Source organism: Bacillus sp. N1(2025) (genome assembly GCF_053470005.1).
In genome coordinates, this window is sequence record NZ_JBLTJB010000007.1 from 218,602 (window position 1) to 243,459 (window position 24,858).

A 24,858-nucleotide genomic window follows, 5' to 3' on the forward strand; every position below is an offset into this window, starting at 1 on the left:
GGAGGGGACGGCTTTGCAAAACACTGAAGATCTTCTTTACAAACTATTGGCAGGCCAGCTGAAATCTGTCGGATTTTTTACGGAAAACGAAACGCAGCCTGTCATGCAGGGGTTTTACGGCAGGTGGCTGGAAGAAAGCATCTCCATCTTGGTGCAAAAAGGCTTTTTGAAACAGTCAGGCAGTACGTATGTGTTAACGGGTCCGATAGAGCGTGCGGACGTTCTGTGGCAAGAATGGGATGAAAAGAAAGCTCCTTTACTCAAGGACAGCAGCAAACAGGCGATGATCACCTTAGTGGAGACCGCTCTCAGAGCTTTGCCGGATATTTTATCCGGCAGAGTTTCTGCCACTGATGTTCTGTTTCCCGATTCCTCAATGGAATTGGTGGAAGGAATCTATAAAAACAATGAAACGGCAGACTACTTTAATGAGGTGCTCGCTGACACATTGGCGGCTTTCATTGAGGAACGGCTGAAAGAAGACCCGAACGCGGAAATCCGGATATTAGAGATCGGAGCGGGGACGGGCGGGACAAGCGCGGCCGTTTTCAAAAGATTAAAAGAGTACAAACATCATGTGAAAGAATATTGCTACACCGATCTGTCAAAGGCCTTTTTCATGCATGCTGAAAAAGAATACGGTCCCGACAATCCGTATTTGACTTATAAGCGGTTTAATGTGGAAGAGCCCCCGGCTTTGCAGGGTATAGAGGCGGGCGCATATGACGCGGTAATTGCGGCAAATGTGCTTCACGCGACAAAAAATATTCGGCGGACACTTCGCAATGCCAAAGCGGTGCTTAAAAAGAATGGGATTTTGCTATTAAATGAGATTAGCAGCCATTCGGTTTATTCTCATCTGACATTCGGTCTTTTGGAAGGCTGGTGGCTGTATGAAGACGCCAAACTGCGCATTCCCGGATGCCCGGGGCTGTATCCTGAAGCGTGGCAGTCTGCGCTGGAAAGCGAGGGATATCGGTACGTTACATTTATGGCGGAATCGTCACATCACCTCGGCCAGCAGATCGTGGCGGCAGAAAGCGACGGCGTCATCAGGCAAAAGCAGCCGAACGCGCAGGCGGTTGAAGAAACTGCGGCTTCCAAAGAGCCGGCTGATTTCACAGAACCGTCTTTCTCAGTCACAGACCGGACTGTGCAATTCATAAAAGAAACGTTAGCCAAGTCCATAAAGCTTGCTCCCGAGCGCATTCAGCCGGAAACCAGCTTTGAAAAATACGGCATCGACTCCATTTTGCAGGTGAATTTTATCCGCGAACTGGAAACATTGACGGGCGAGCTGCCGAAAACGGTCTTATTTGAACACACGAATACGAAAGAACTTGCCGAGTATTTGCTGGAAACTTACCCGGATAAGCTGCAACAGGCATTCGGAGCCGAACAAGCGCCTCCTGAAACAAAGCATCCGGAACCTGCAATGAATGAACCGGTGCCGCTTGTCACGGAAACGCGGCGGTTTATCACTGAACAAATAGAGCCAAAAGCGCCAAAGCCGGAAACAGAAACCGTCACCGTTAATCGTTCTGATCGTGACGACATTGCCATTATCGGCATCAGCGGCCGCTATCCCGAGTCTGAAACCCTCGATGAGCTGTGGGAGCATTTAAAAGCCGGAGACAGCTGTATTACGGAAGCTCCGGAAAACAGATGGAAATCCGGTCTTCTGAAAACAATGGCAAAAGAAACACGAAAAGAAGAACGCAAAACACGGTACGGCGGATTTCTGCAGCATATTGACGCTTTTGACCATCACTTGTTTGACATCCGGGAAGACCATGTGATGGAGATGACGCCTGAGCTCCGTCTAAGCTTAGAAACCGTATGGGAAACATTTGAAAACGGCGGTTACTCGTTAGAAAGAGTAAACGAATGGCAGGAATCAGACAGCGGCATCGGTGTATTTATGGGAAGTATGTACAATCAATATTTCTGGAATATCCCGTCGTTGGAAAAAGCTGCGCTCAGCTCTAACGGAGGGGATTGGCATATCGCCAACCGCATTTCCCACTTTTTCAATTTAACGGGCCCGAGCATGGGCGTTACGACCGCATGCTCCAGCTCACTGAGCGCCATTCATCTCGCCTGTGAAAGCCTGAAGCTTAACAGTTGTTCCATGGCGATTGCCGGAGGGGTCAATCTCACGCTTGAACCGTCTAAATATGATGCGCTCGAACGGGCGAATTTGCTTGAACAGGGAAGTGAAAGCAAAAGCTTCGGAACCGGCACGGGCCTGATGCCGGGAGAAGGAGTCGGGGCGGTGCTCTTGAAGCCGTTCTCTAAAGCGGTTGCCGACAAAGACCATATTTACGGGGTCATTAAAAGCAGCGCGTTGTGCCATAGCGGCGGAAGGCAGATGTACACGGCTCCGGATCCGAAACAGCAGGCGAAGCTCATGGCGGCTTCCATCGACAAGGCCGGAATCAATCCGGAAACAATCAGTTATGTTGAATCAGCGGCAAACGGCTCTGTATTGGGAGATCCGATTGAGGTCATTGCCCTGACAAATGCGTTCGCGCAATATACTGATAAAAAACGTTTTTGCGCGCTTGGATCCGTCAAGTCAAATCTCGGGCATTTAGAGGCGGCTTCCGGCATGTCCCAGCTCGCGAAAGTGCTGCTGCAAATGGAGCGGGAAACATTAGTCCCGACGATTAACGCAAAACCGCAAAATCCGAATATCGCGCTTGAACAAACGGCTTTTTACCTGCAGGAGAAAACCGAGTATTGGGAACGTCTGAAGGATGCCGAGACGGGAGACATCATACCGCGGAGAAGCATGATCAATTCCTTCGGGGCAGGCGGGGCATATGCAAATCTCATCGTAGAAGAATATATCAGACCGAATTCCGATCAGGCCCGTCACGGCGATGAGGAATATATTTTCCCTGTGTCAGCGAAAACAAAATGGAGTTTTGAAGCCTATCTTGACAGACTGGCGGCCTTTTTAGAAAAGACGCCATCTCTTCATCCGGCCGCCATCGCATCCGCGCTGCAAAAAAGAACGCATCATTCGGAGTATCGTGCGGCATTTACGGCTGCTTCCGTTCTGGAACTGCTGGAAAAGCTGGCCGCTTACCGCATGGATCAGCGGAATCTCAATTTCTCCGATTCTGATATTGGCCGGCGTGCGCGGCAATGGGAAAAAGGAGAGAATATCGCGTTTGATCAGTTGCGGCAGGAGCACGCCGTTCATCTGCCGGCCTACGCTTTTGACCACGGGACTTCTTTTCAATTCGGTGAATCAGAAAACGCTGCCGGCGTTCAGGCGGTATACAGTGATGTCGACCCATACGTGAAAGGGCATCAATTCAGCGGAGAACCGGTACTCGTCGGCGCTACATATAACAGTCTGGCAGTCGATCATTTTTGTGATCTTTTTCCTGAAGCGGAAGGAGGACAAATTAAAAAACTGAATTACGCGAGCCCCATTACCGTAAAAAAAGGCGATCGCATCGAGCTGAAAACAGAATCGAAACAAAATGGGGATGCATTTGAGCTGAGCATAATGCACCGCAGCCGCACGTCTCCTGATTGGAGCATAGCGGCGTATGCCGAGTGCAGCCCGTATCCGTTTCAAAAGCAGCACGCGGATCTGGCGGCCATTCAGCGCTCTTACCGGGAAGTGGGCCGGATAGATGAGTTATACGGAGACGGAACGGGAACTGTCGTGTGGGGAGAAGAATTTAAAACGATCACCCGCCTGTACAAAGGCTCTGATGCCGTTTTAGCGAAAGTGAACCTGAACAATAGCGACTCACAACAAGCGCATCATTATGCCGTAAATCCGTTAATCGCCAACAGTGCTTACTTGGCCTCGCTTTCTTTATTGGACCAAACGGAGGCGGAAAGCTATCTGCCGTTCGGCATTAATTCCGTCACCTTCAGCAGCCCGGAAGATCTTACCGATTGCTGGCTGCACATCAAGCTGGCCAAACAAACGGGGGAAATGATTCTGATTAACGCAGATGTCATCAGCAGCCGATCGGAAGTGGTGATGCGTTTTGAAGGCTATGCCCTGAAACGGTTCCGCCCGAAAACCGAACAGATGAATCAGCCGGCCCGAACGGCTGTTAAGAATGCGGGAGCACCGATTTCTTCCGGCAGTCTGACAGATGATATCCGCAGCTACGTCCTTGGCAAGCTCGCCAAGATGATGGATGAACCCGCGCCATCTCTCCCGTCTGACGCGAATATCATGGAATTGGGACTTGATTCAGCGAGCCTGATCGGGCTGACAAAAGAGATCGGCCAAGAGGCGGACATCGATGTGAATCCAACATTGTTTTTCGAGTATCCGACCGCGGAGGAGCTGACCCGCCACTTCGCGTCAGCATATAAGAGCAAGTTTTCTCAACTGCTTGCCGATCATAAGCATTCAGAAGAGGTCAGGGTCACGGAAGCAGAAGAGCGCACTTTACCGAAGAAACAGCATCCGCCTTGTGATAACGCCGATATCAAGCAAGGAATCGCGATTATCGGTATGTCAGCTCAGTTTCCGCAATCCCCGGATATCCAGTCTTTTTGGGAGCACATCGTAAACGGGGATCACTGTATTACCGAAATTCCGGCGGACCGCTGGGACTGGCGCCGTTACGCCGGTGATGAGAATGACACGAGTCTCAGATGGGGCGGTTTTATTGACGGTGTCGGCGAATTTGACCCGCTCTTTTTCGGAATTTCCCCTAAAGAGGCATCACAAATGGGGCCGGAGCAATTTCTGCTTTTGATGCATACATGGAAGGCAATGGAGGATGCGGGCCTGACAAATAAGGCGTTATCAAGCAGACCGACAGGCGTTTTCGTTGCCGCGGGCAACAGCGATCCGAACAATGGAACAGCCATCCCGTCCATCATTCCGAACAGAATATCATATGCCTTGAATTTACAAGGACCGAGTGAATATTACGAGGCTGCCTGCACGTCAACGCTGGTGGCATTGCACAGGGCGGTTCAATCAATCCGTCATAACGAATGTGAGCAGGCTGTCGTGGGGGCCGCCAATATTCTGCAATCGCCGAAGGGCTTTATCGGTTTTGACTCAATGGGATATTTAAGCAAAAACGGCCGGGCGAAATCGTTCCAAAAAGATGCCGATGGCTTTGTCAGAAGCGAAGGGGCGGGCGTGATCATCATCAAACCGCTTGAGGCGGCAATTGAAGACGGCGATCATATTCACATGGTCATTAAAGGAACAGGAGTGTCTCACGGCGGTAAAGGCATGTCGCTTCACGCACCGAATCCGGCGGGAATGAAGGCCGCGATGAAAAAAGCGTACGAAGACACCGATGTTGATCCGCAAACCGTCACTTATATTGAAGCGCACGGCATTGCCTCCGAAATGGCAGATGCGCTGGAGTTTAATGCAATCAAAGCGGGTTACGGCGAGTCTGCAAATCAAGGGGAAAGCGCGCCTTGTTATATCAGCACCGTGAAACCTTGCATCGGGCACGGCGAACTCGCTTCCGGACTGGCCGCCCTTATAAAAGCGGCGATGGCCATGAAGCATCATACCATCCCGGGCATTCCCGGATTTACAGCTGCAAATGAGCAAATGGCCATTCAGAAAAGCCGCTTCCGTTTCACCGAAGACAATCAGGAATGGACACAGCTCACCGACCATATGGGCAGACCGATTCCGCGCCGGGCCGCAATTAACAGCTATGGCTTCGGCGGCATGAATGCGCATGTCGTCTTGGAACAGTACAGCCCGAGCCATAAAGACAAAGAATCTGCGTGTGAACCGCAGCTTATCGTGCTTTCTGCTAAGAGCGAAGGACGTCTTAAGGCGGCCGCAGGTCAGCTGGCTGATTTTGTGCAAACTGGAGATACTCCGTCATCGCGGGATATTGCTTATACGCTTCAGACCGGCCGTGAGGCGATGAACTGCCGCCTGGCACTCGTTGCCCGCAATCAAGATGAATTGCTGGAAAAACTGAAAGAGTACAGAGCATTTTCCGAAGAAAGCAATGGAATGAAAAGCTTCTTTACAGGCAGTCAGCAGACTGGATCAGGAGATATCGGCGTTTTACTGGAAGGGACTCTCGGTACAGTCGTCACGGAGACGCTGTTGGCTGAAAACAATCTGGAAAAACTTGCATTTTGCTGGGTGAAAGGTGCGGATATACCGTGGGACAGACTCCACCAAGGCAAATCTGTTCAAAGAGTGCCGCTTCCGACATATCCTTTTGAAAACCATAAGTATTGGAACGGCGGTCAGTCAGAAGACATCAGCCTTGCACCGGTATCACAGAATCCTCAGATCCGCTGCGAGAGCGCGGCTGACATTGTGGCAGACATTTTGGGGATGGAGCCAGCGGAAATGGATCAAAATAAGCCGCTGACTGAATACGGCTTCGATTCAATCTCCTCTATTCAGCTGTTGAAGAAACTTGAGGACGGAGACAGCCGCATCAGTCTGGAGGCTCTTCAGAAATGCAGCACTGTTCAGGAGATTAGCATGCTGTTAAAAACGAACCAATCGCAGGAGGCGGGCCGAAATTTTCCAGAACTCGTCAAGCTGAATGATAGAGAAAAAGGCCGTCCTGTTTTTTGGTTTCACGGCGGAACGGGAGGCGTTGAAGCATACCAGCCATTCGCCAAAAAGAGTCAGCGACCTTTTTACGGCATACAGGCAAGAGGTTTGACAGGGAAAGAGCCGCTGCAAGGAATCGAAGAGACGGCCGCTTCTTATATGAGAATCATCCAAGCGGTACAGCCGAAAGGGCCTTATGACCTCGGCGGATATTCCTTGGGCGGAATGCTTGCATATGAAACCGCGCGCCTCTTGCAGGAGGAAGGTCATACGGTAAAAAGCGCCGTCATGATCGACACCCCGTACAGTGAAAAATGGAAAGAAAGAAAACCATCTGTTAAGTCGGTCATGCTGCAAACGATCAATACGATGCTTACAGCATATCTTAAGCCTGAAAACCTTGAAGAGGCATTAATCAGCAGAGAAGACATTACCGTCCAGGCTGAGGAAGAAGAAGTATTGAAAGAATTGACCGGCCTTGCCAAAAAGCGCGGTCTGCCAAAATCCGAAGAAGCGATCCGGATGCAGCTGGAGCAAATGATGAAGACGCAGCTCGCTTACGGAATGGAAGAGTATGACATGAAGCCGCTGCCTCATCCGGAAGCGCTGCAATGCTACTACTTCCGTAATAAAAGCGGTTTGTTCCTCGGAGATCTTGAACGTTATCTGACAGCAGAGGAAGAACAAATCCCGTTAGACCATGATGCGTATTGGAAAGAATGGGAACGCCAGATGAAACAGTTTCACCTGCTGGACGTTCACTCTTCCAATCATGTCACAATGCTGTCGGAACCAAAGCCGCAAAACGCCATTAAGGCATTCTGCGAAAAACTGTACGCAAACAAAGGAACGATCAGCGCAAATTTCCTTAAATCTTTCAGAAAAAAGCTGGACGAAACAAATGAGCTGGTAAAACGGTAATAGAGAACGGCCGGAGCAATCCGGCCGCTTTTTTTATCTATATAGAACTAAATTCACTATGTACTAAATTTTCATTGTCATATTGATTTCAGTTTATAAGACATTAAAAAAACCCCCAATAACAGGGGGACGATATTAAAATCTGACAGGCAATGTTTCAAGCCCTCTCAAAAACACATTTTTTCTCCATGTTACATCCTCGGGCGCGCCTTTCAGCTCTATATTCGGAAACCGTTTTAAAAGCGCGGTAAAAGCAATGGATGCTTCCATCCGGGCGAGCGGAGCCCCGAGACAAAAATGAATGCCGAATCCAAAAGAAATATGACGGTTCGGTGTTCTCGCTATATTTAATGTATCAGGATCATCAAAATATTCCGGGTCCCGATTGGCTGAACCGATGCCGATAAATATCATATCACCTTTTTTAATAGAAACATCTTTATAAGTGAAATCTTCAATCGCCCATCGATTCGCCATCATGATGACGGGAGAGGTATAACGCAAAAGCTCTTCGACTGCCGTCTGGATATCTTCGGGCTGCCGCTTTATCTTCTCCATCTGGTCTTTGTGCAGAAGAAGCGCCAGGGTGCCGGAGCCGAGAAGGTTAACCGTTGTTTCAAGCCCGGCAACGACTAACAAAAACAGCATGGAATACAGCTCTGATTCACTCAGCTTTTGGCCGTCCTCTTCAGCGTAAATAAGCTTGCTTGTCAGATCTTCAGCCGGATGTTTTCTTTTTTCTTCGATCAGTGTTTTCATATATTGTTTAAATTCTTTGAGAGCCTGGTTGGTCGCATCTTGTCCGCTTTCTGACGTGTTGACCATTGCGTTTGTCCACACTTGAAATTTGGCGCGGTCCTCTTTCGGAATCCCGAGCAGTTCGGAAATGACGATAAACGGAAGCGGTGCGGCGAAATCTCTCATGATATCAGGGTCTGCTTTTGTTTCCATTTCATCCAGCAGCTCTTCTGTGATCTGCTCTATCCCGGTGCGAAGCTGCTCAATCATCCGGGGAGTGAACCCCTGATGCACCAAAGATCGAAGACGTGAATGATCCGGAGGGTCTTTTGCCAGCATATGCTCTGAGACAAAATCGATATCTTCACTGACATTCAGCTTCGCGATCAGCTCCTTCGGCATGACCCGTTTTACATCTCTCGTAATTCTGCCGTCTTTTAAAAACGCCATACAATCATCATAACGCGTGATGAGCCAAGCCGGAAAGGTGCCTCCGAAACGCTGCAGTTCGAATTTATGTATGGGGTCCTGCTCTCTGAATCTGCTTAAAACCGCAAAAGGGTTTTCGTGAAACTCGGGTGAGTGTGGGTGAAACATTGTTTTTTCCATCTGGATTTCCCCGCCTTCATGTTTTTGAAAAGACATAACAAACAGCCGGTGCCTGCCGACCGGACGGCATTCCTCCTTTTATCTGCCGAAGACACTGATCACAACGGCTCATAAGTATGACTAAAATATATAAGGAAACAGAAGCCGGTTCAATAGACAAATCGTAAAGCCGCCATTTTCGTTGATTATCAACAAAACAGCAAACTTTTTTTTCCATTTCATCATGTGTGTTAAATCCGGCTAATATACATATTTACGCTTCATATCAACTTCTTAAGGAGGATGTGAATGAATGCGTTTATGAAATGGGCGGCAAGTCTGCTTTTGGTGATCTCTCTTCAGGTCGGCCTTACGGGCGCCGGCATCCATTCGGACAGTGCTGCTCGTGCCGCATCCCGATACGATCAGGTGCTGTATTTCCCGCTGTCAAAATATCCGGAGACGGGAAATCATATAAAAGACGCCATTTCGGCAGGTCATTCTGAGATTTGTACAATTGATCGGGGCGGAGCGGAGAATAGAAGGAAAGAATCATTGAAAGGAATTCCGACAAAGCCCGGGTTTGACCGTGATGAATGGCCCATGGCAGTCTGCACAGAAGGCGGGGCGGGGGCTGATATCAGATATGTAACCCCGTCGGATAACCGCGGGGCCGGTTCATGGGTTGGAAATCAAATGAGCGGATACTCCGACGGCACGAGAGTACTATTTATCGTTCAGTAGCTTCTCCGGTTCGCCGGAGTTTTTTTATGCTCTGAAAAAGCGGCACGCCGGCTGGACATATGAAATGGCAAAGAGTAAACTTATATGTTGGAATCAGCATGAGAAAGGATTGGATCACATTGACAGTGACTACATACCGAAATATTGCACTTTTACTTCTTTGTTTAACAGCGGGAATTGTGGATGTGATCGGTTATTTAAGCCTGGGACATATCTTTACCGCCAATATGACGGGGAACATCGTTCTGTTCGGCCTGGCGATCGGCAACTCATGGCACCTTGCCGTACTCAAATCATTAACCTCGTTAATCGGATTTATTGCCGGCGTTATTGCCGCGGCCCTGCTTGTGGGCAATAAAAAGAAATCATTCTGGCCCTCTGCGGTAACTGCCGCTTTAGCTATTGAAGGAGCTGTTTTGCTGCTGTTTGCTTTGTTCTCCTGCTTTTTTGCAGATGCCATTTCTGTTTATGTGCTGATTATGCTGCTCAGCTTCGCAATGGGAATGCAGACGACAGCCGCGAGAAAACTTGGTGTAGCGGGGATTTCCACGACCGTATTAACGGGAACGCTCGCTAATTTTTTTGAAGATCTCACCGCAAGGTTTTACAAAGCGGACAAGCGGAAGCAGTTTACGAGAGATGCTGTTTTGCGCGCGCTTGCCTTGGTTCTGTATTGCTTTGGGGCGGTCATCGGCGCTTTTGCCGAACCGGATTATAAGTTTGCCGTGATCTGGCTTCCGATTATCATTATTTTAGGCATTATGCTTTGCGCATTCACGATGTTCCACGGATATTCTGAAGAAAAAAACCAATAAAAAAACGCCGCTGGTTCAGGGCGTTTTTTCTTTTTATTGCTCTTTCCGGGTCCCGATTGTATACACGGCCCGATCTGTATGTACCTTTAATCCGTCTTGCTCCTTTTGGATGGTAATATCGCCGAGCAGAGGGATTTCATACGCATCTTGAGGAAGCGGGACATTTCCTTCCTCCGTATAGGTTGTGCCGTGCCCTTTTAAGACGAGCTCTTCGTCCGCTACATAGTCATCGGGATGGTTTGTCCGGCGGACGAGAACATCATCAAGGTGAAGCATGATCTGGTCCATGTCAGAAATCTCGTTTCGGCTGTCTGTCAGCTCTCCTTTTCTGATATCAAGCGTTTGTCCGATCTGTTTTTGCAGCCATTCAGACAATTCGGTGTTTGTAAGTGCCATTGTGATTCCTCCTTTTATCTACACCATACTTATTCCCTATTTTTTTAGAAATACACTGCCTTGCATTGATCTTTTTTTCTGACAGCCGGTTCTGAAGCATTCCGAGTTCCTTCATTATAAATGTTTCATCTGTTCACCTGAAAAACGGAGTCATCTGCAGGTTTAGACGACCCCGTTCTCATGATAAAAAGGTTACTCTTTCGGCACGGCGTTTTCAGCGTTTACTGCGCCCGCTCCGTAAATGTTCGGATCTTCATTTGTCCATTGATCCGGACTTTGTTTGATCAGTGTTTTCACTTCGTCAGGCGAAAGCTGCGGGTTCTGCTGAAGGATTAAGGCGGCAATGCCAGCACAAATCGGAGTGGCCATGGACGTGCCCGACAGACTGAAATACAAGGAGCCTACCCGGTTTGATTTCTGTAATTTGTCAAGATATGAACGCGGAGAACGGAGAGATACGATATCGACCCCGGGCGCAAGAATGTCAGGCTTCTCTTTTCCGTACACCGTCGGGCCGCGGCTTGAGAATGAAGCGACCGTATCGTCCTCATTGCCGGCCGTATTATTGTCATCATAGGCGCCTACCGTGATGACCTTCTCGCTGACACCGGGGCTTGAAATCGTTTGAGCTTCCGGACCGGAGTTGCCCGCGGCGACGCAGACGACGATTCCTTCATTCCATGCCTCTTCAACGGCCTTGACGAGCGGATCGTCCGTTTCTTTATCATATTTGAGCGCATCTCCGCCCAGTGACATGCTGATGATTCTGATCGGATTCTTTGTGTGTTCTTTATTATATTGTATGCACCATTCCACACCTTCAATGATATCAGCCAAGGTTCCTGATCCTGATTTGTTTAAAACTTTGACTCCGATCAGATCGGCTTCCGGCGCCGGCCCCTGATATTTACCGGAAGATGAAGCGCCGCTGCTTGCAATATCACCGGCGCAATGGGTGCCGTGCCCGTTGTCGTCATACGGTTCTGTCTTTTGGTTGACGAAGTCCGCAAATCCGATAACTCTGCCTTCTAAATCGGGATGCTGATAGATTCCGGTATCAATAACGGCGACGGTTACGCCTTTTCCTGTTAATACGGTGCCGTTACGGGTCACTTCTTTTGCATGAGACGATTCAGCTGCCGTATCAAGGAGCGCTTTTACTTCACGGTTTAAATAGATTTTACGGATATCCCGGCATTGCGAAAGAAGCATGTGAAGGGCGGACGGAGTGACTTCGGCGCTGCAGCAATTGATTGTTTGAAACTGCTTTTTTATGGTGCAGCGTTTTTCTTTTGATAAGACCTGTCCTGTGCTGTGAAAACCGGATTCATGACAGCCCTCTTCAAATTCAATGATGACTGACATTTTCTTTCTGTTTTTTACCTTTTTTTCGAAAAACTTGTGCAAAAAGCAAGGTGTCCATTTGAAAGGTTTATATAACTGTAATACGTTTTCTCTGAGCGGCCAGTCCAGCTTATGAGCATTTGACCGCACCATTTGTACCATTGAGTAACCAAACATATATACTTTTCCTCCCATTCTGGCGATTCTCTCTATACCATATGAACAGGCCGTATGTTCGGTCAGTTTGTTTGTCCTTCAGGAGAGCTGGTTACTTGCGGCTTTTTCAGGAGAAGAAATCGAGTTGAAACGGAACGTTTGTTTGGTTATAATGAAGCCGGCGGAAGGAGGTATATACATGAACATAATATTGAGACATTCCTTGGAAAAACAGCTTCCGATTGATATTATATATATGAAAAAAGACGGCTCCATTTCAAAACGGACCATTATTATAAAAAAAGGGGATGAGCGGGCTGTAACGGCATTTTGCTGTACAAAAAGGCAGATGAGAACTTTTTTGACGGGCTCCATTCTGTCCTGCGCATTTGCTTCGGGAGGCGGATATTCATTTTTAAAAGCGTATTCTTGATGCCGTCCGTTTCCGGCCGTGAATCTCCCGCCCCTGAAAATTCGGGCGTTCCTCCCTTTTTTTTTGCCCTCTCTCAACCTTTTTTCACTGATGCCCGGCATTTGAGCGCTTGAACCGTGACAATCCATTGATTTTTCGAAACCGGGAAGTTTTTCACTGATGATAATGTTAATAGAATGTTAAGATAAGACCTATTGACAAAAATCCATATAATGAACATGTCATTTTTCAGAAAGGAGCAAAGAAGGAGAGCTGATGAAAAGAATTTTACTTAATGTCATCATTATCGTAGCAATGGTCTTACTAATAAGATGTGCTCATTATGCGTCAGACCCTGATCCCTCGAATTCTTCTGATACATACACAGATTTTAAAGATCTGGCTGAACACGAAGACCCCGATGATTATCATATATCGTACAATAAGCGAAAGGGGAGCCCCGTATTGATCATGTCGCCGCACGGAGGGAGAATTGAGGGCGGGGTGAGCGAGATCGTCCGCTCTTTCAGGGATGATTATTCAACCTACCTGTTTGAGGGATTAAAAGCGCATGATAACCAGACTCTTCATATTACGAGCACCAAGTTCGATGAGCCTTCAGCAGTCGAAAGCATTAAGCAGCACCATTATGTTATCGCAGTTCACGGTTATAAAGGCGACGAGAAAAATACTCTTGTCGGAGGAAGCGACCGGAAGCGGGCGAAAAAATTGGTGAGAGCTCTCGAACGAAACGGATTTTCTGCAGAATTGGCAACCTCAAAAACCGGTCTGGCCGGGGTTGACACCGAAAATATCAATAACCAGGCGCAAACCGGGCTGAGCATACAGCTTGAGATCAGCAGAAAACAGCGGGAAGCGTTTTTTGATAATTTTGATTACCGCGAAAGGGAATTCACAAAAACGGAGGAATTTTACCGGTTTGTCCGTACGATAAAAAGAGTGATCAATCAAGAGTATTCGTGAGCTTAAAAAAAGACAAACCAGTGAAAGATGAGTAAACTGAAAAAAAGGAGGTTTGTCCCTTGGCAAAACATCACTTCTATTTAAAAGCAAATTGGCCCGGAAATCGGAATGACGTCGGCGATATTAAAAGCGGCCGGCTGGAAACGGCTGTGTCCATTCCTAAGGAAATGGACGGACCCGGAGAAGGCACAAATCCTGATGAAATGCTGCTTGGAGCGGCCGCGACCTGTTATATTATAACGCTTGCGGCGATGATGGAAAGAAGCGGCCTGGATAAAGAAGATCTACATATGGAATCTGAAGGAATTGTAGACGTCACGAATGGTGTGTTCACGTACCAGAAAATCATTCACCGCCCGTTTATATTATTAAAGCCGGATGCAGCCGAAACGGATTTTACGCTCGCCAGGAAGTTAGCGCAAAAAGCGGAGTCCTCATGTATGATTTCACGAGCGGTCCAAGGAAACGTGGAGATGGAGCTTGAGGTTGAAGTAAAAGCTGCCCGCGCTTGACGAGTTCAAACGGTCAGCTCCGGGCCGTTTGATTTTTTTTAGCTTTTTGAGACTTGGAACGGTTCAGCAGGATGACGCCCGTGATGACCAAAACAAGCCCGATCATCATTTTGACTGTCATGGCCTCCTTAAAAACAAAAAAGCCGACAATTGCCGTTAAAGCGGTGCCGACACCTGACCATGTCGCGTATGCGGCGGATAAATCAAGGCTTTTCAATGAGAAGCTCAAAAACATAAAAGAGGCTCCGATTCCGGCAATGACGCCGAGAGCGGGCCACAGGTGCGTAAAACCGTCCGACAGCTTCAGCATCGTGCTCCCGAACACTTCTGATACAATGGCTAATGCCAGGCAGAGTAATCCTTTCATCAGCATGCCTCTCCTTTCTACCAATTCATCAAAATGACACCGGCCAATAAGAAAAAGAGTCCGATGACGGCCTGCTTGTCCAGTTTTTCATGAAACCATTTCGCTCCGATAATGGATGCGAGCACCGTTCCGGCTCCGCTCCATGTTGCATAGGATAAGCTGAGCGGAATGAGATTCAGTGTCAGTGAAAGCATATAAAAGGCCAATGAATAGCCTGCCACTACAAGCGCGCTCGGCAAAAACCGCGTAAATCCGCGGGAGACTTTCAGCATGGCCGCGCCGATTGACTCTGATAAAATAGCAATTGTGAGGAAGATATAACCCAGAATCATATCAAATCCCCCTCTCATCATAATCCTTATGCCTTTTGTTTAAGGCAGTAAAGTAAAATAATATCCGAACTTTGCCCGCCAAGTCAAGACATTAGACCTATACAAAAAGGCCCCCGGGGAGGAGCCTTTTTGATTCGTCAATAGAAATACGGATAGCCGTAGCCGTAACCCCCGTACAAGTACGGATTGAATAAAGCGCTTCCGACAAGCCCCCCGACAAGCCCTCCGAAAAACGGTCCGCCGTAAAAACCAAACGGCCGTCCGAATCCATAACCAAACCAAGGCCGGCCAAATCCAAAACCAGGCCGTCCGAATCCAAATCCGAATCCGGGCCGTCCGAATCCGAAGCCCGGCCGGCCGAACCCAAATCCAGGCCGCCCAAACGGTCTCATATCACTATCTACTGCGTATGTGTATTCTTCATTCATAATTAAGGTACCTCCAAGAATAAATTTGAGATGATAACAGAGTATTCAGCCCACCAATTTTTGATTGGGCGTTTATCAAAAAAATAAAGGAGTGAGCTTTTGTGGGTCTGTATCAGTCCGATTGGTCAAAAAAACCTCCGCACACACACGCATACCGGGCGGTTACGGATGTTGTGCAGGGGCATTACCATTTGATTGAAGGCTTTTCGCAGCCGGAGAACGGCAGCAATACAGATGAGCATACACATTTCTATACGGGCATCACCTCGTTTGAAAACGGCCATTTTCATAGGTATTACGGCATTTCCGGCCCTGCCATCCCGAGGGTTGACGGAACACATTACCATGAGCTTTCAGAGACCACCTTTGCCGCCTACAATGAGCCGATTCAGATCCAGCACGGCGGCGTCGTTTACGATCCGCGGGAGGAAGGGCGGAAAACGCACCGCCATACACTCAAAGGAAAAACGAGAGAGGTTGTCGGAAACGAGCCGATCGGGTGGTAGTGGACGTTTAGCGCTCAGGAAAAAGGGCAAAATGGATAGGTGCCTGAAGAAATGAATGCTATAATTAGGGGGAGATTTATAAAAGAGAGTGATACATATTGAAAAATAAAAAACAGCCTGTCGTCATACTCGTCGGACCGACGGCAGTCGGAAAAACAAAACTAAGCATCGGACTCGCGAAAATGCTGAATGCGGAAATCATCAGCGGAGATTCCATGCAGGTATATAAAGGGATGGACATCGGAACGGCCAAAGTCACCGAAGAAGAGACAGAAGGCGTGCCGCATCACCTGATTGATATTTTGGAGCCGTCCGACACTTTTTCAACGGCGGATTATCAAAAAATGGTGAGAGGAAAAATCACCGAGATTGCCGATAGAGGAAAGCTGCCGATGATTGTCGGGGGGACGGGTCTGTACATTCAGTCCGTGCTGTATGACTATACGTTCACGGAAAACTCCGGCGACCCTGTATTCCGGGAGCACATGGAGAAACTGGCAGCTGAAGAAGGGGCGGAAGCGCTTCATGCCAAGCTTGCGGCAGCCGACCCGGAAGCGGCGGCAGCCATTCATCAAAACAATACGCGAAGAGTCATCCGCGCGCTCGAAATCCTGCATGTATCGGGAAAAACAATGTCAGAGCATCTTAAAACCCAAAAACGGGAGCTGCTTTACAATGCGATTCTTATCGGTCTTACAATGGACAGAGAAGTGCTGTACGGCCGGATTAACGAGCGCGTTGACCTGATGCTGGAAACCGGCCTTCTTGACGAAGTAAAGCGGCTGTATGATATGAATATCCGGGACAGCCAATCGATTCAGGCGATCGGCTATAAAGAGCTGTATGAATATCTTGATGGAAAAGTGCCGTTCCCTCAGGCTGTGGGGCAATTAAAACAAAATTCTAGGCGATATGCGAAACGCCAGCTGACCTGGTTTCGCAATAAAATGCCCGTTTCATGGACAGATATGACGCCGCCTGTTGATATTGAGCAGAAAAAAAAGGAAATTTTCGAGTGCATAGCAGGAAAACTGGAAATTTAATCGAAACAGTATTGTATTGAGAACCAAGGAGGACGAAACATGAAACCGATTAATATTCAAGATCAGTTTTTGAATCAAATCCGAAAAGACAATACGTTCGTCACGGTGTTTTTACTCAACGGCTTCCAGCTTCGCGGCCAGGTAAAAGGCTTTGACAACTTTACCGTTTTGCTCGAAACGGAGGGGAAGCAGCAGCTTATTTATAAACATGCCATCTCCACGTTCGCCCCGCAAAAAAACGTCCAGCTTGAGCTTGAATAGACTTTTTGAAAAAGACCATGAACAATGGTCTTTTTCTATGCGCATCTGTATATTGCAGGCTGTATATCGGAAACATAAAAGGGGGGTTCGGAAAATCGTGTTCGAAAGTGAAAATGAACTGAGAAGAATCAGGATTACGCTCGTTTGGATCGCTGTTTTTTTGCTGTTTGGAGCTTGCAGCAATCATGAGACGGTGGTGACGGATGATGACGGCGGCTTGGCGGATACCGAACCGCAGACAGAAGGCATGGTGCAGCTGGAACATAATCGTTTCGGCATCGTTGAGGACGGTTACTTAAAAATATACCGCTATGATGAAAAAACGAATAAAATCGAACTGAAAAAAGAAACGGCGCTGGATGAGCTTGAATAAATTTCACAAGCGTTCGAATTTACAAAGCGGGCCGCACAAGCTACACTAAGTACTGACATTGATCATGCAGAGGGTGAGACGATTGAAACACAAGGTGATAATCAACCATTGGGAAGAAACTTGTGAAGATGATTCCTGCTATGAATATGGAACCAGCATCATCGTTGACGGCAAAGAACTGATCAGAGAGGCTTCCATCACAAGCGCTCTGAAAGCCGTGCTGAAAGAAATCGGTGCTGATGTGGAGATTGAAGAAACCGTTGAAAGCGAAAAAAAATGTGATTCTTACAAAAAATAAGAATAAAAGTCTAGACTACTAAGCAGTTTTTTTTCATGTTATGATAGACATCGGCTTACACATGACACCTTGAGTAGGATGAGAGATGATTCTCGTTCTGCTCTCTTTTTTGGGCGTTAATCGGGCCAGAGCCAAAGTCCGCTCTTTCAAAAATATGAATTTTTTATAAATCGATCTCAATATGTTGTGTTTTTCTGAGAGGTTAGTATACTATATATAGTGTTAAGAGATTCATTATTTTTGATAGGTCGTGATAAGGATGGTTCAAATCATATTTGATTCAAAGACAGGGAATGTTCAGCGTTTTGTGAATAAAACAGACTTTCAGCTGATCCGCAAGGTGGACGAAACGGACCACGTGGACACTCCGTTTGTTTTGGTCACCTACACGACAAACTTCGGCCAGGTACCGGCATCAACACAATCATTTCTCGAAAAATACGCCCATCTCTTATTAGGAGTCGCTGCGAGCGGCAACAAAGTATGGGGCGATAACTTTGCAAAAAGCGCCGATACCATTTCAAGACAATATCAGGTGCCGATCTTGCACAAATTTGAACTCAGCGGCACATCTAAAGACGTTGAATTGTTTACTCAGGAGGTAGAAAGACTTGTCACAAAATCAAGTGCCAAAATGGATCCAGTTAAATAACGAAATCATGATCCAACAAGATGGAAAATTCCAGTTTGATAAAGATAAAGAGGCTGTACATAGCTATTTTGTTGACTATATCAATCAAAACACAGTTTACTTTCACGATTTAAAAGAGAAGCTGGATTATTTGATTGAAAACCAATACTACGAAGAGGAATTCTTAAGCCTTTACTCTTTTGAAGACATTAAAGAAGTGTTTAAAACAGCTTACGCAAAGAAGTTTCGTTTTCCTTCCTTCATGAGTGCGTTTAAATTTTATAATGACTATGCTTTGAAAACGAATGACAAGAAAAGAATTCTCGAGCGTTATGAGGACCGAATCTCAATCGTCGCGCTGTTCTTCGCAAACGGCGACACTGAGAAAGCAAAAGAATATGTAAACCTGATGATCAACCAGGAATATCAGCCGAGTACACCGACATTTTTGAATGCCGGCAGAAAACGCCGCGGAGAACTGGTGAGCTGCTTCTTGCTCGAAGTCAATGATTCCTTAAACGATATTTCACGGGCGATCGATATTTCCATGCAGCTGTCTAAATTGGGCGGCGGGGTTTCTCTTAATCTGTCCAAACTTCGCGCGAAAGGCGAAGCGATTAAAGATGTTGAAAACGCCACAAAAGGTGTTGTAGGCGTCATGAAGCTTCTTGATAATGCGTTCCGTTACGCTGACCAAATGGGCCAAAGACAAGGCTCAGGCGCGGCGTATTTAAATATTTTCCACCGCGATATCAATGATTTTCTTGATACGAAAAAGATTTCTGCGGATGAAGATGTGCGCGTCAAAACGCTTTCTATCGGTGTCGTCATTCCGGATAAGTTCGTTGAGCTTGCACGTGAGGATAAAGCGGCTTATGTATTCTATCCGCATACGATTTATAAAGAATACGGCCAGCATATGGACGAAATGGACATGACGGCGATGTATGAAGAGCTTGTCGACAACCCGCGTGTCAAAAAAGAAAAAGTGAATGCGCGCAAACTGCTTGAAAAGCTTGCCGTTCTCCGTTCTGAGTCAGGTTATCCGTACATTATGTTCCAAGATAACGTAAACAAAGAGCACGCGAATAACCACGTATCAAAAGTGAAATTCTCGAACCTTTGCTCTGAAGTGCTTCAGGCGTCACAGGTTTCGGCTTACACAGATTATGACGAGGAAGACGAAATCGGCTTGGACATTTCCTGCAACCTTGGTTCATTAAATATTTTGAATGTCATGAAACATAAATCGATTGAGCGCACGGTGAAACTCGCGACGGATTCCCTGACTCATGTATCTGAGACGACGGATATCCGCAACGCGCCGGCAGTCAGACGCGCGAACAAAGCGATGAAGTCAATCGGTTTAGGCGCCATGAACCTTCACGGCTACCTGGCCCAAAACGGCATCGCGTATGAAAGCCCGGAAGCAAGAGATTTCGCGAATACGTTCTTTATGATGGTGAACTTTTATTCCATCCAGCGTTCAGCTGAGCTTGCGAAAGAAAAAGGCGAAACGTTTGAGCATTATGAAGGCTCCACATATGCAACGGGAGAATATTTCAATAAATACATCGAAAAAGAATTCTCACCGGCATACGAAAAAATCGCTGCGCTCTTTGAAGGCATGCACATTCCGACAATCGAAGACTGGAAAGAGCTGAAGGCGTTTGTCGCTGAAAACGGCATGTACCACAGCTACAGACTGTGCATCGCGCCGACAGGCTCCATTTCCTACGTCCAATCCAGCACGGCGTCCGTTATGCCGATCATGGAACGGATCGAAGAAAGAACATACGGAAATTCAAAAACGTATTACCCGATGCCGGGGTTAGCGTCTAATAACTGGTTCTTCTACAAAGAAGCTTATGATATGGACATGTTCAAAGTGGTGGATATGATCGCGACAATCCAGCAGCATATCGATCAGGGAATCAGCTTTACCCTGTTTTTGAAAGATACGATGACAACTCGTGATCTGAACCGTATTGATCTGTATGCCCACCATAGAGGCATCAAAACCATTTACTATGCAAGAACGAAAGATACCGGGCAGGACAGCTGTCTTTCTTGTGTCGTTTGATTAAAGGAGAGTTTACAGTGACAAAAATTTATGACGCAGCAAACTGGTCAAAGCATGAAGATGATTTCACCCAAATGTTTTACAACCAAAACGTAAAGCAGTTTTGGCTTCCGGAAGAGATCGCATTAAACGGCGATCTTCTCACTTGGAAGTATTTGGGTAAAAATGAGCAGGATACGTACATGAAGGTGCTCGCCGGCCTGACACTGCTTGATACAGAGCAGGGGAACACGGGCATGCCGATTGTGGCCGAGCACGTCGAAGGCCATCAGCGAAAAGCGGTTCTTAATTTCATGGCGATGATGGAAAACGCGGTGCACGCAAAATCATATTCAAATATTTTTATGACGCTTGCTCCGACTGAAACGATTAATGAAGTATTTGAATGGGTTAAACAAAATAAATATTTGCAGAAAAAAGCGCAAATGATTGTCGGGCTTTACAAAGCCATTCAAAAAGATGATGAAATTTCACTGTTCAAAGCGATGGTTGCTTCCGTCTATCTGGAAAGCTTCCTTTTCTACAGCGGTTTCTATTATCCGTTATATTTCTACGGACAAGGAAAACTGATGCAAAGCGGTGAGATCATTAACCTGATCCTTCGTGACGAAGCGATTCACGGCGTGTATGTCGGTCTCCTTGCTCAGGAAATTTATAATAAACAGACAGAAGAGAAAAAAGCAGAGCTTCGTGAATTTGCGATTGACCTTCTGAATCAGTTATATGAAAATGAGCTTGAATATACAGAGGACTTGTACGATCAAGTCGGACTCTCACACGATGTAAAGAAATTCATCCGCTATAACGCCAATAAAGCTTTGATGAACTTAGGGTTCGATCCTTACTTTGAAGAAGAGGATATTAATCCGATCGTATTAAACGGATTAAACACCAAAACAAAATCACATGATTTCTTCTCCATGAAAGGGAACGGCTACAAAAAAGCGACGGTAGAACCGATTAAGGACGAAGATTTTTATTTTGGCCAAGATGAAGAGCAGATATAATATCTGCTCTTTTGGCTTGAATGGAGAGGTAAGACAGGAGGAACGGGCATGAATAAAATGGATGAAATCATCTTGGCTGCACCGCGGAGTGACGTCTTTCAAAACGAAATGCTGACATTTCAGGGAGTCAACAGCGAGGATGAACGTATCGTAAACATTATGGCTCAAATTGAGGCGCATTTTTTTGAAATCAGAAGAGGCGACGCGGAAGAGGACCCGCGATTTAAACAGCCGATTCCGTATGTCGTCATCCGCCGCGATGATGAGGTGTTTGTGTATGAACGGCTTGCGGGCGGAGGGGAATCGCGCCTCCATAATAAGCTTTCTCTCGGTTTCGGCGGACACATGAACCCTATGGAAGGGGCGGCTTCATTTTCGGAAGTGCTGAAACAGAATACCGACCGGGAGCTGGCGGAAGAACTGTACATTCGCGAGGAGGACAAACAAAACATTGTCACACTCGGCCTGATCAATGATGATGAAAACGATGTAGGGAAGGTGCATATCGGCATCCTTTCTGCGCTCCAGTTAGCGTCTGCGGCACAAGTCGAAGTGAAAGAAAAAGATCAAATCGCCGGGCGCTGGATGAAACTGAGCGAACTGAAAGAGGAAAATGTGTATCAGCGTCTTGAAGCTTGGTCTCAGTTTGTCGCCGATATACTTTAATAACAAAAAACCCCCGTTCGTCCCAAAAAAGGGAGAGCAGGGGTTTTTTCATTTAGTCTTGCACAATGAAGGCATCAAATCCGGCTTTTTCGGCCCGTGCTGCCAACGCTTCAGCATTATCTCTGGAAGAGAATGCGCCGATCTGCACTTTAAATAAGCCGCCTTTTGGAAGCACAATCGCGTCAAAACCTTTAGACACCGCATCGGCGGCAAGCGCATCAGCATTTGCTTTCACTTTGAATGCACCGATTTGCACTTTATAAAAGTCAGCCTTTTTTTTTAGACCGAAAGCTTGCTCCAAGCCCTTGGCATGTCCTCTTGCAAGGCTTTCAATAAAACTGGCTGTTTTCAGTTTGTTTGCATCAGCTGACGTATCAACAAAACCATTCTCCGTCAAAATCGCCGGCATACTTGTCTCTCGCAGCACATGGAAGTTGGCTGTTTTTTTTCCTCGGTCATTAAAACCTGATGCTTGAATCACTTGCGTGTGGACGGCTGATTGGTAAGTCGAGGTCGGCGCTCCGACACCGGGGTAAATATAGCTTTCGAATCCGGTTCCGCCTCCTGAGTTAATATGAATGGATAAAAAATAATCTGCGCCCCAGCTGTTGGCGGCATCCGTTCTTTCCGTCAGGCTGACCGTCTTATCGCTTGTCCTGCTCATTGTGACAGAAACTCCTTCATACTCATTCGTCAGAATCGTGCGCAAAGCCAGCGCGATCTCCAGCGTGACCGCTTTTTCCTGAAGTCCGTTTCCGGTTGCACCTGAATCAGTTCCGCCATGACCGGGGTCTATAAAAATTTTAACCATTCTCCATCACCTCATTACAGCATATGATGATATTCAAAAGGTGCTTGTACGGCTGTCATTCATGAAAAAAATGAGAAATATACCCAACATTTCCCGGAAAATAAAAATAAATGGTTTGTCCTCCCGTTTCTGCTGAATACAATAAGAAATGAAAAATATTTCTCGGGAAAGCGCAGGATTCAACATCATTCCCGAAGAGAACGGAAAAAGTGACAGATAAAGAGGAAAACAGGTCTCATGATGATAGGCGGATGTCACGGAACCGCTTCATCATGAGTAAGATAAAGAGAGAACAGAGAGGTGAGCATGTTGGAGCGCGCTGTAACCTATAAAAATAACGGACAAATTAACATCATTCTTAATGGCCAAAAGCAAGTGCTGACAAATGCGGAAGCTGAGGCGGAATATCAGGCCGCCCTGCAAAAAAATGAAGCCAAGCACAGCATTCTGAAAGAAATTGAAAAAGAAATGAACACATTAGTGGGTATGGAAGAAATGAAACGCAACATTAAAGAAATTTACGCGTGGATATTCGTTAACCAAAAACGGGCCGAACAAGGGCTGAAAGTCGGAAAACAAGCTCTTCATATGATGTTCAAAGGGAACCCCGGCACCGGGAAAACCACCGTTGCGAGACTGATCGGCAAGCTTTTCTTCGAAATGAACGTGCTTTCCAAAGGACATCTGATCGAAGCGGAACGTGCCGATCTGGTCGGTGAATACATCGGACACACGGCGCAAAAAACGAGAGATCTGATTAAAAAATCGCTCGGCGGCATTTTATTCATTGATGAGGCATACTCACTTGCAAGGGGCGGAGAAAAGGATTTCGGTAAAGAGGCGATTGATACGCTTGTCAAGAACAAGGTTTTAACTTTTATGTCACTTCTAAGATCAGCATCCCTAAACCAGAAAGCAATTACACATATCAGTGGGAACAATACTCAGGTAAGCTTGAACAAATAAAAAGACTTCACTTCGATGAACTTAAAACAGTGGGGGAAATATCAAAGGAGCTTAATATTCCAGACTGGAGTATTTTGAATCTTTTTAAGGCGAAAAAAGTGGACAAGCTTTCTTATTCTGAATTGTCAAAGAGGAGGAGAGCAAAGGATTTTGATCTGCTTTACGATCTGCATTTCAACAAAAAAATGAGTCTAAAAGAAATTGGCCGGAAATATGATTATTCACCTCCCTATATCCGTCAAGTTTTTAAGGATCAAGGAATCAAACACTTGGCGTTTAAAAATCAGAATAAGAATTAAATAAATTAAAGCTGACAACAATGACTGGAAATTCGTTTTGTATATCTGGGTAAAGACAACCGCCTAAATTCTGAAGAAGAGACAGAGATGATGATATCTCTAAAAGAAAGTTCTTTATAAAATCCTCATTTTAACGAAACATTTTAGATCAACTTGCTTATTAATCTAATTTAAAGTATCCTAATTGATGTATCATAGGGGTTTAATCAGCCACTATAGACCACAGAGTCCCTCACAGAGCTCTGTGGTTTTTTATTTAGGTTGAATATATCTAAATAAAAAAAGAAGCCTCAGAGGGCTTCAAATTGATTAATTCTTCTCACATGCAAAGTTGTCATTATCCCGATCCATTTTTGATTGGTAAGCAGGGTGAGTGCTTGGTACACCATGCGGATATTTCTTTCTCAACTCTGTACAGTTTGCAAAGTATTCTGTTCCTCCAGTAGAAGGGGAGGCTTGTGTAGAGTTAGAAGAGCTACTTAATGCTGAACTATTTGAATGTGAACTGCTTGAGTTCGATTTATGTGTCTCGGATTGGTGTGTTGTAACTGACTTTTGAGCCGGCTTAGATACACTTACTGATTTCTTCGGTTTCGTTACGCAACCATTAAATCCTTTATCAGTTGT

The 24,858-nt window shown here is 46.4% G+C and carries 23 protein-coding genes and 1 pseudogene; 16 read left to right on the top strand and 8 right to left on the bottom strand.

From position 1 onward, the window contains the following. Positions 1–13: 13 nt before the first annotated feature. On the top strand, positions 14–7,471 hold the full coding sequence (locus tag ACNFN4_RS16275) for a beta-ketoacyl synthase N-terminal-like domain-containing protein (RefSeq protein WP_448200311.1): 7,458 nt from the start codon (positions 14–16) through the stop codon (positions 7,469–7,471). 135 nt (positions 7,472–7,606) lie between these two features. On the opposite strand, the gene ACNFN4_RS16280 is transcribed toward ACNFN4_RS16275, so the two are convergent. Next, complete coding sequence (locus ACNFN4_RS16280; protein WP_160216861.1) at positions 7,607–8,818, bottom strand: cytochrome P450 family protein; 1,212 nt, start codon at positions 8,816–8,818, stop codon at positions 7,607–7,609. Between the two features lie 288 nt (positions 8,819–9,106). Between ACNFN4_RS16280 and ACNFN4_RS16285 the strand changes: the two genes are divergently transcribed. Continuing rightward, positions 9,107–9,541, top strand: a complete 435-nt coding sequence (locus ACNFN4_RS16285; RefSeq protein ID WP_021493650.1) for a NucA/NucB deoxyribonuclease domain-containing protein — start codon at positions 9,107–9,109, stop codon at positions 9,539–9,541. A gap of 59 nt (positions 9,542–9,600) precedes the next feature. Next, complete coding sequence (locus tag ACNFN4_RS16290) at positions 9,601–10,356, top strand: YoaK family protein (protein ID WP_022553315.1); 756 nt, start codon at positions 9,601–9,603, stop codon at positions 10,354–10,356. A 33-nt stretch (positions 10,357–10,389) separates the two neighbouring features. On the opposite strand, the gene ACNFN4_RS16295 is transcribed toward ACNFN4_RS16290, so the two are convergent. Both ACNFN4_RS16295 and ACNFN4_RS16300 read right to left on the bottom strand, forming a co-directional pair. Beyond that, positions 10,390–10,752 (bottom strand): hypothetical protein, encoded by a 363-nt coding sequence (locus tag ACNFN4_RS16295; RefSeq protein WP_007410383.1) that lies wholly within the window; start codon positions 10,750–10,752, stop codon positions 10,390–10,392. Positions 10,753–10,944: 192 nt separating this feature from the next. Beyond that, entirely contained in the window at positions 10,945–12,273 is a 1,329-nt protein-coding gene (locus ACNFN4_RS16300) for a S8 family peptidase (protein WP_053284975.1), read from the bottom strand. A 178-nt stretch (positions 12,274–12,451) separates the two neighbouring features. Between ACNFN4_RS16300 and ACNFN4_RS16305 the strand changes: the two genes are divergently transcribed. The 3 genes from ACNFN4_RS16305 to ACNFN4_RS16315 all read left to right on the top strand — a co-directional run bounded on the left by ACNFN4_RS16305 (position 12,452) and on the right by ACNFN4_RS16315 (position 14,160). Then, positions 12,452–12,685: a hypothetical protein gene (locus ACNFN4_RS16305; protein WP_021493648.1), complete on the top strand. Its 234-nt coding sequence runs from the start codon at positions 12,452–12,454 to the stop codon at positions 12,683–12,685. 255 nt (positions 12,686–12,940) lie between these two features. Beyond that, positions 12,941–13,648, top strand: a complete 708-nt coding sequence (locus tag ACNFN4_RS16310) for a poly-gamma-glutamate hydrolase family protein (protein ID WP_014417828.1) — start codon at positions 12,941–12,943, stop codon at positions 13,646–13,648. Between the two features lie 59 nt (positions 13,649–13,707). Further along, positions 13,708–14,160 (top strand): OsmC family protein, encoded by a 453-nt coding sequence (locus ACNFN4_RS16315; RefSeq protein ID WP_014305039.1) that lies wholly within the window; start codon positions 13,708–13,710, stop codon positions 14,158–14,160. Between the two features lie 13 nt (positions 14,161–14,173). Here the strand turns inward: ACNFN4_RS16315 and erbB are convergent, their stop codons facing one another. The 3 genes from erbB to ACNFN4_RS16330 all read right to left on the bottom strand — a co-directional run bounded on the left by erbB (position 14,174) and on the right by ACNFN4_RS16330 (position 15,251). Further along, entirely contained in the window at positions 14,174–14,527 is a 354-nt protein-coding gene (gene erbB / locus ACNFN4_RS16320; RefSeq protein WP_007410379.1) for an SMR family multidrug efflux transporter EbrB, read from the bottom strand. Positions 14,528–14,544: 17 nt separating this feature from the next. Next, positions 14,545–14,859 carry an SMR family multidrug efflux transporter EbrA gene (erbA, locus tag ACNFN4_RS16325; protein ID WP_007410378.1) on the bottom strand — a complete coding sequence of 105 codons (315 nt, stop codon included), beginning with the start codon at positions 14,857–14,859 and terminating at the stop codon, positions 14,545–14,547. A gap of 137 nt (positions 14,860–14,996) precedes the next feature. Next, the gene (locus tag ACNFN4_RS16330; RefSeq protein WP_370530899.1) at positions 14,997–15,251 is read right to left on the bottom strand and encodes a hypothetical protein; all 255 of its coding nucleotides are present in this window, start codon (positions 15,249–15,251) and stop codon (positions 14,997–14,999) included. A 137-nt stretch (positions 15,252–15,388) separates the two neighbouring features. On the opposite strand from ACNFN4_RS16330, the gene ACNFN4_RS16335 reads away from it, so the two are divergent. The 9 genes from ACNFN4_RS16335 to ACNFN4_RS16375 all read left to right on the top strand — a co-directional run bounded on the left by ACNFN4_RS16335 (position 15,389) and on the right by ACNFN4_RS16375 (position 22,155). Further along, positions 15,389–15,793, top strand: coding sequence for a YmaF family protein (locus tag ACNFN4_RS16335; RefSeq protein WP_014417831.1), 405 nt, complete (start codon positions 15,389–15,391; stop codon positions 15,791–15,793). A gap of 98 nt (positions 15,794–15,891) precedes the next feature. Beyond that, positions 15,892–16,836, top strand: coding sequence for a tRNA (adenosine(37)-N6)-dimethylallyltransferase MiaA (gene miaA, locus ACNFN4_RS16340; RefSeq protein WP_448200312.1), 945 nt, complete (start codon positions 15,892–15,894; stop codon positions 16,834–16,836). Between the two features lie 39 nt (positions 16,837–16,875). Continuing rightward, positions 16,876–17,097: an RNA chaperone Hfq gene (hfq, locus tag ACNFN4_RS16345; RefSeq protein ID WP_003154064.1), complete on the top strand. Its 222-nt coding sequence runs from the start codon at positions 16,876–16,878 to the stop codon at positions 17,095–17,097. Between the two features lie 97 nt (positions 17,098–17,194). Further along, a complete protein-coding gene (locus tag ACNFN4_RS16350; RefSeq protein WP_017417823.1) occupies positions 17,195–17,470 on the top strand; it encodes a YmzC family protein in 276 nt (91 codons plus the stop codon). An 82-nt stretch (positions 17,471–17,552) separates the two neighbouring features. Next, positions 17,553–17,768, top strand: a complete 216-nt coding sequence (locus tag ACNFN4_RS16355) for a hypothetical protein (protein WP_003154062.1) — start codon at positions 17,553–17,555, stop codon at positions 17,766–17,768. 259 nt (positions 17,769–18,027) lie between these two features. Further along, positions 18,028–18,420 carry a class Ib ribonucleoside-diphosphate reductase assembly flavoprotein NrdI gene (gene nrdI, locus ACNFN4_RS16360; RefSeq protein WP_014417834.1) on the top strand — a complete coding sequence of 131 codons (393 nt, stop codon included), beginning with the start codon at positions 18,028–18,030 and terminating at the stop codon, positions 18,418–18,420. Continuing rightward, a complete protein-coding gene (nrdE, locus tag ACNFN4_RS16365) occupies positions 18,380–20,482 on the top strand; it encodes a class 1b ribonucleoside-diphosphate reductase subunit alpha (RefSeq protein ID WP_007611605.1) in 2,103 nt (700 codons plus the stop codon). Before nrdI ends, nrdE begins: the two co-directional genes overlap by 41 nt. A gap of 17 nt (positions 20,483–20,499) precedes the next feature. Beyond that, a complete protein-coding gene (nrdF, locus tag ACNFN4_RS16370) occupies positions 20,500–21,489 on the top strand; it encodes a class 1b ribonucleoside-diphosphate reductase subunit beta (RefSeq protein WP_012117608.1) in 990 nt (329 codons plus the stop codon). A 48-nt stretch (positions 21,490–21,537) separates the two neighbouring features. Further along, the gene (locus ACNFN4_RS16375) at positions 21,538–22,155 is read left to right on the top strand and encodes a hypothetical protein (protein ID WP_017417824.1); all 618 of its coding nucleotides are present in this window, start codon (positions 21,538–21,540) and stop codon (positions 22,153–22,155) included. A 52-nt stretch (positions 22,156–22,207) separates the two neighbouring features. Here ACNFN4_RS16375 and ACNFN4_RS16380 read toward each other — a convergent pair whose 3' ends face one another. Further along, positions 22,208–22,966, bottom strand: a complete 759-nt coding sequence (locus tag ACNFN4_RS16380) for an N-acetylmuramoyl-L-alanine amidase (RefSeq protein ID WP_017417825.1) — start codon at positions 22,964–22,966, stop codon at positions 22,208–22,210. A gap of 306 nt (positions 22,967–23,272) precedes the next feature. Between ACNFN4_RS16380 and ACNFN4_RS16385 the strand changes: the two are divergent. Then, positions 23,273–23,830, top strand: a pseudogene (locus ACNFN4_RS16385) (AAA family ATPase); the annotation flags it as partial. Between the two features lie 710 nt (positions 23,831–24,540). Here ACNFN4_RS16385 and ACNFN4_RS16390 read toward each other — a convergent pair. Further along, a partial coding sequence (locus ACNFN4_RS16390) for an excalibur calcium-binding domain-containing protein (RefSeq protein WP_448200313.1) occupies positions 24,541–24,858 on the bottom strand: 318 nt, incomplete at its 5' end.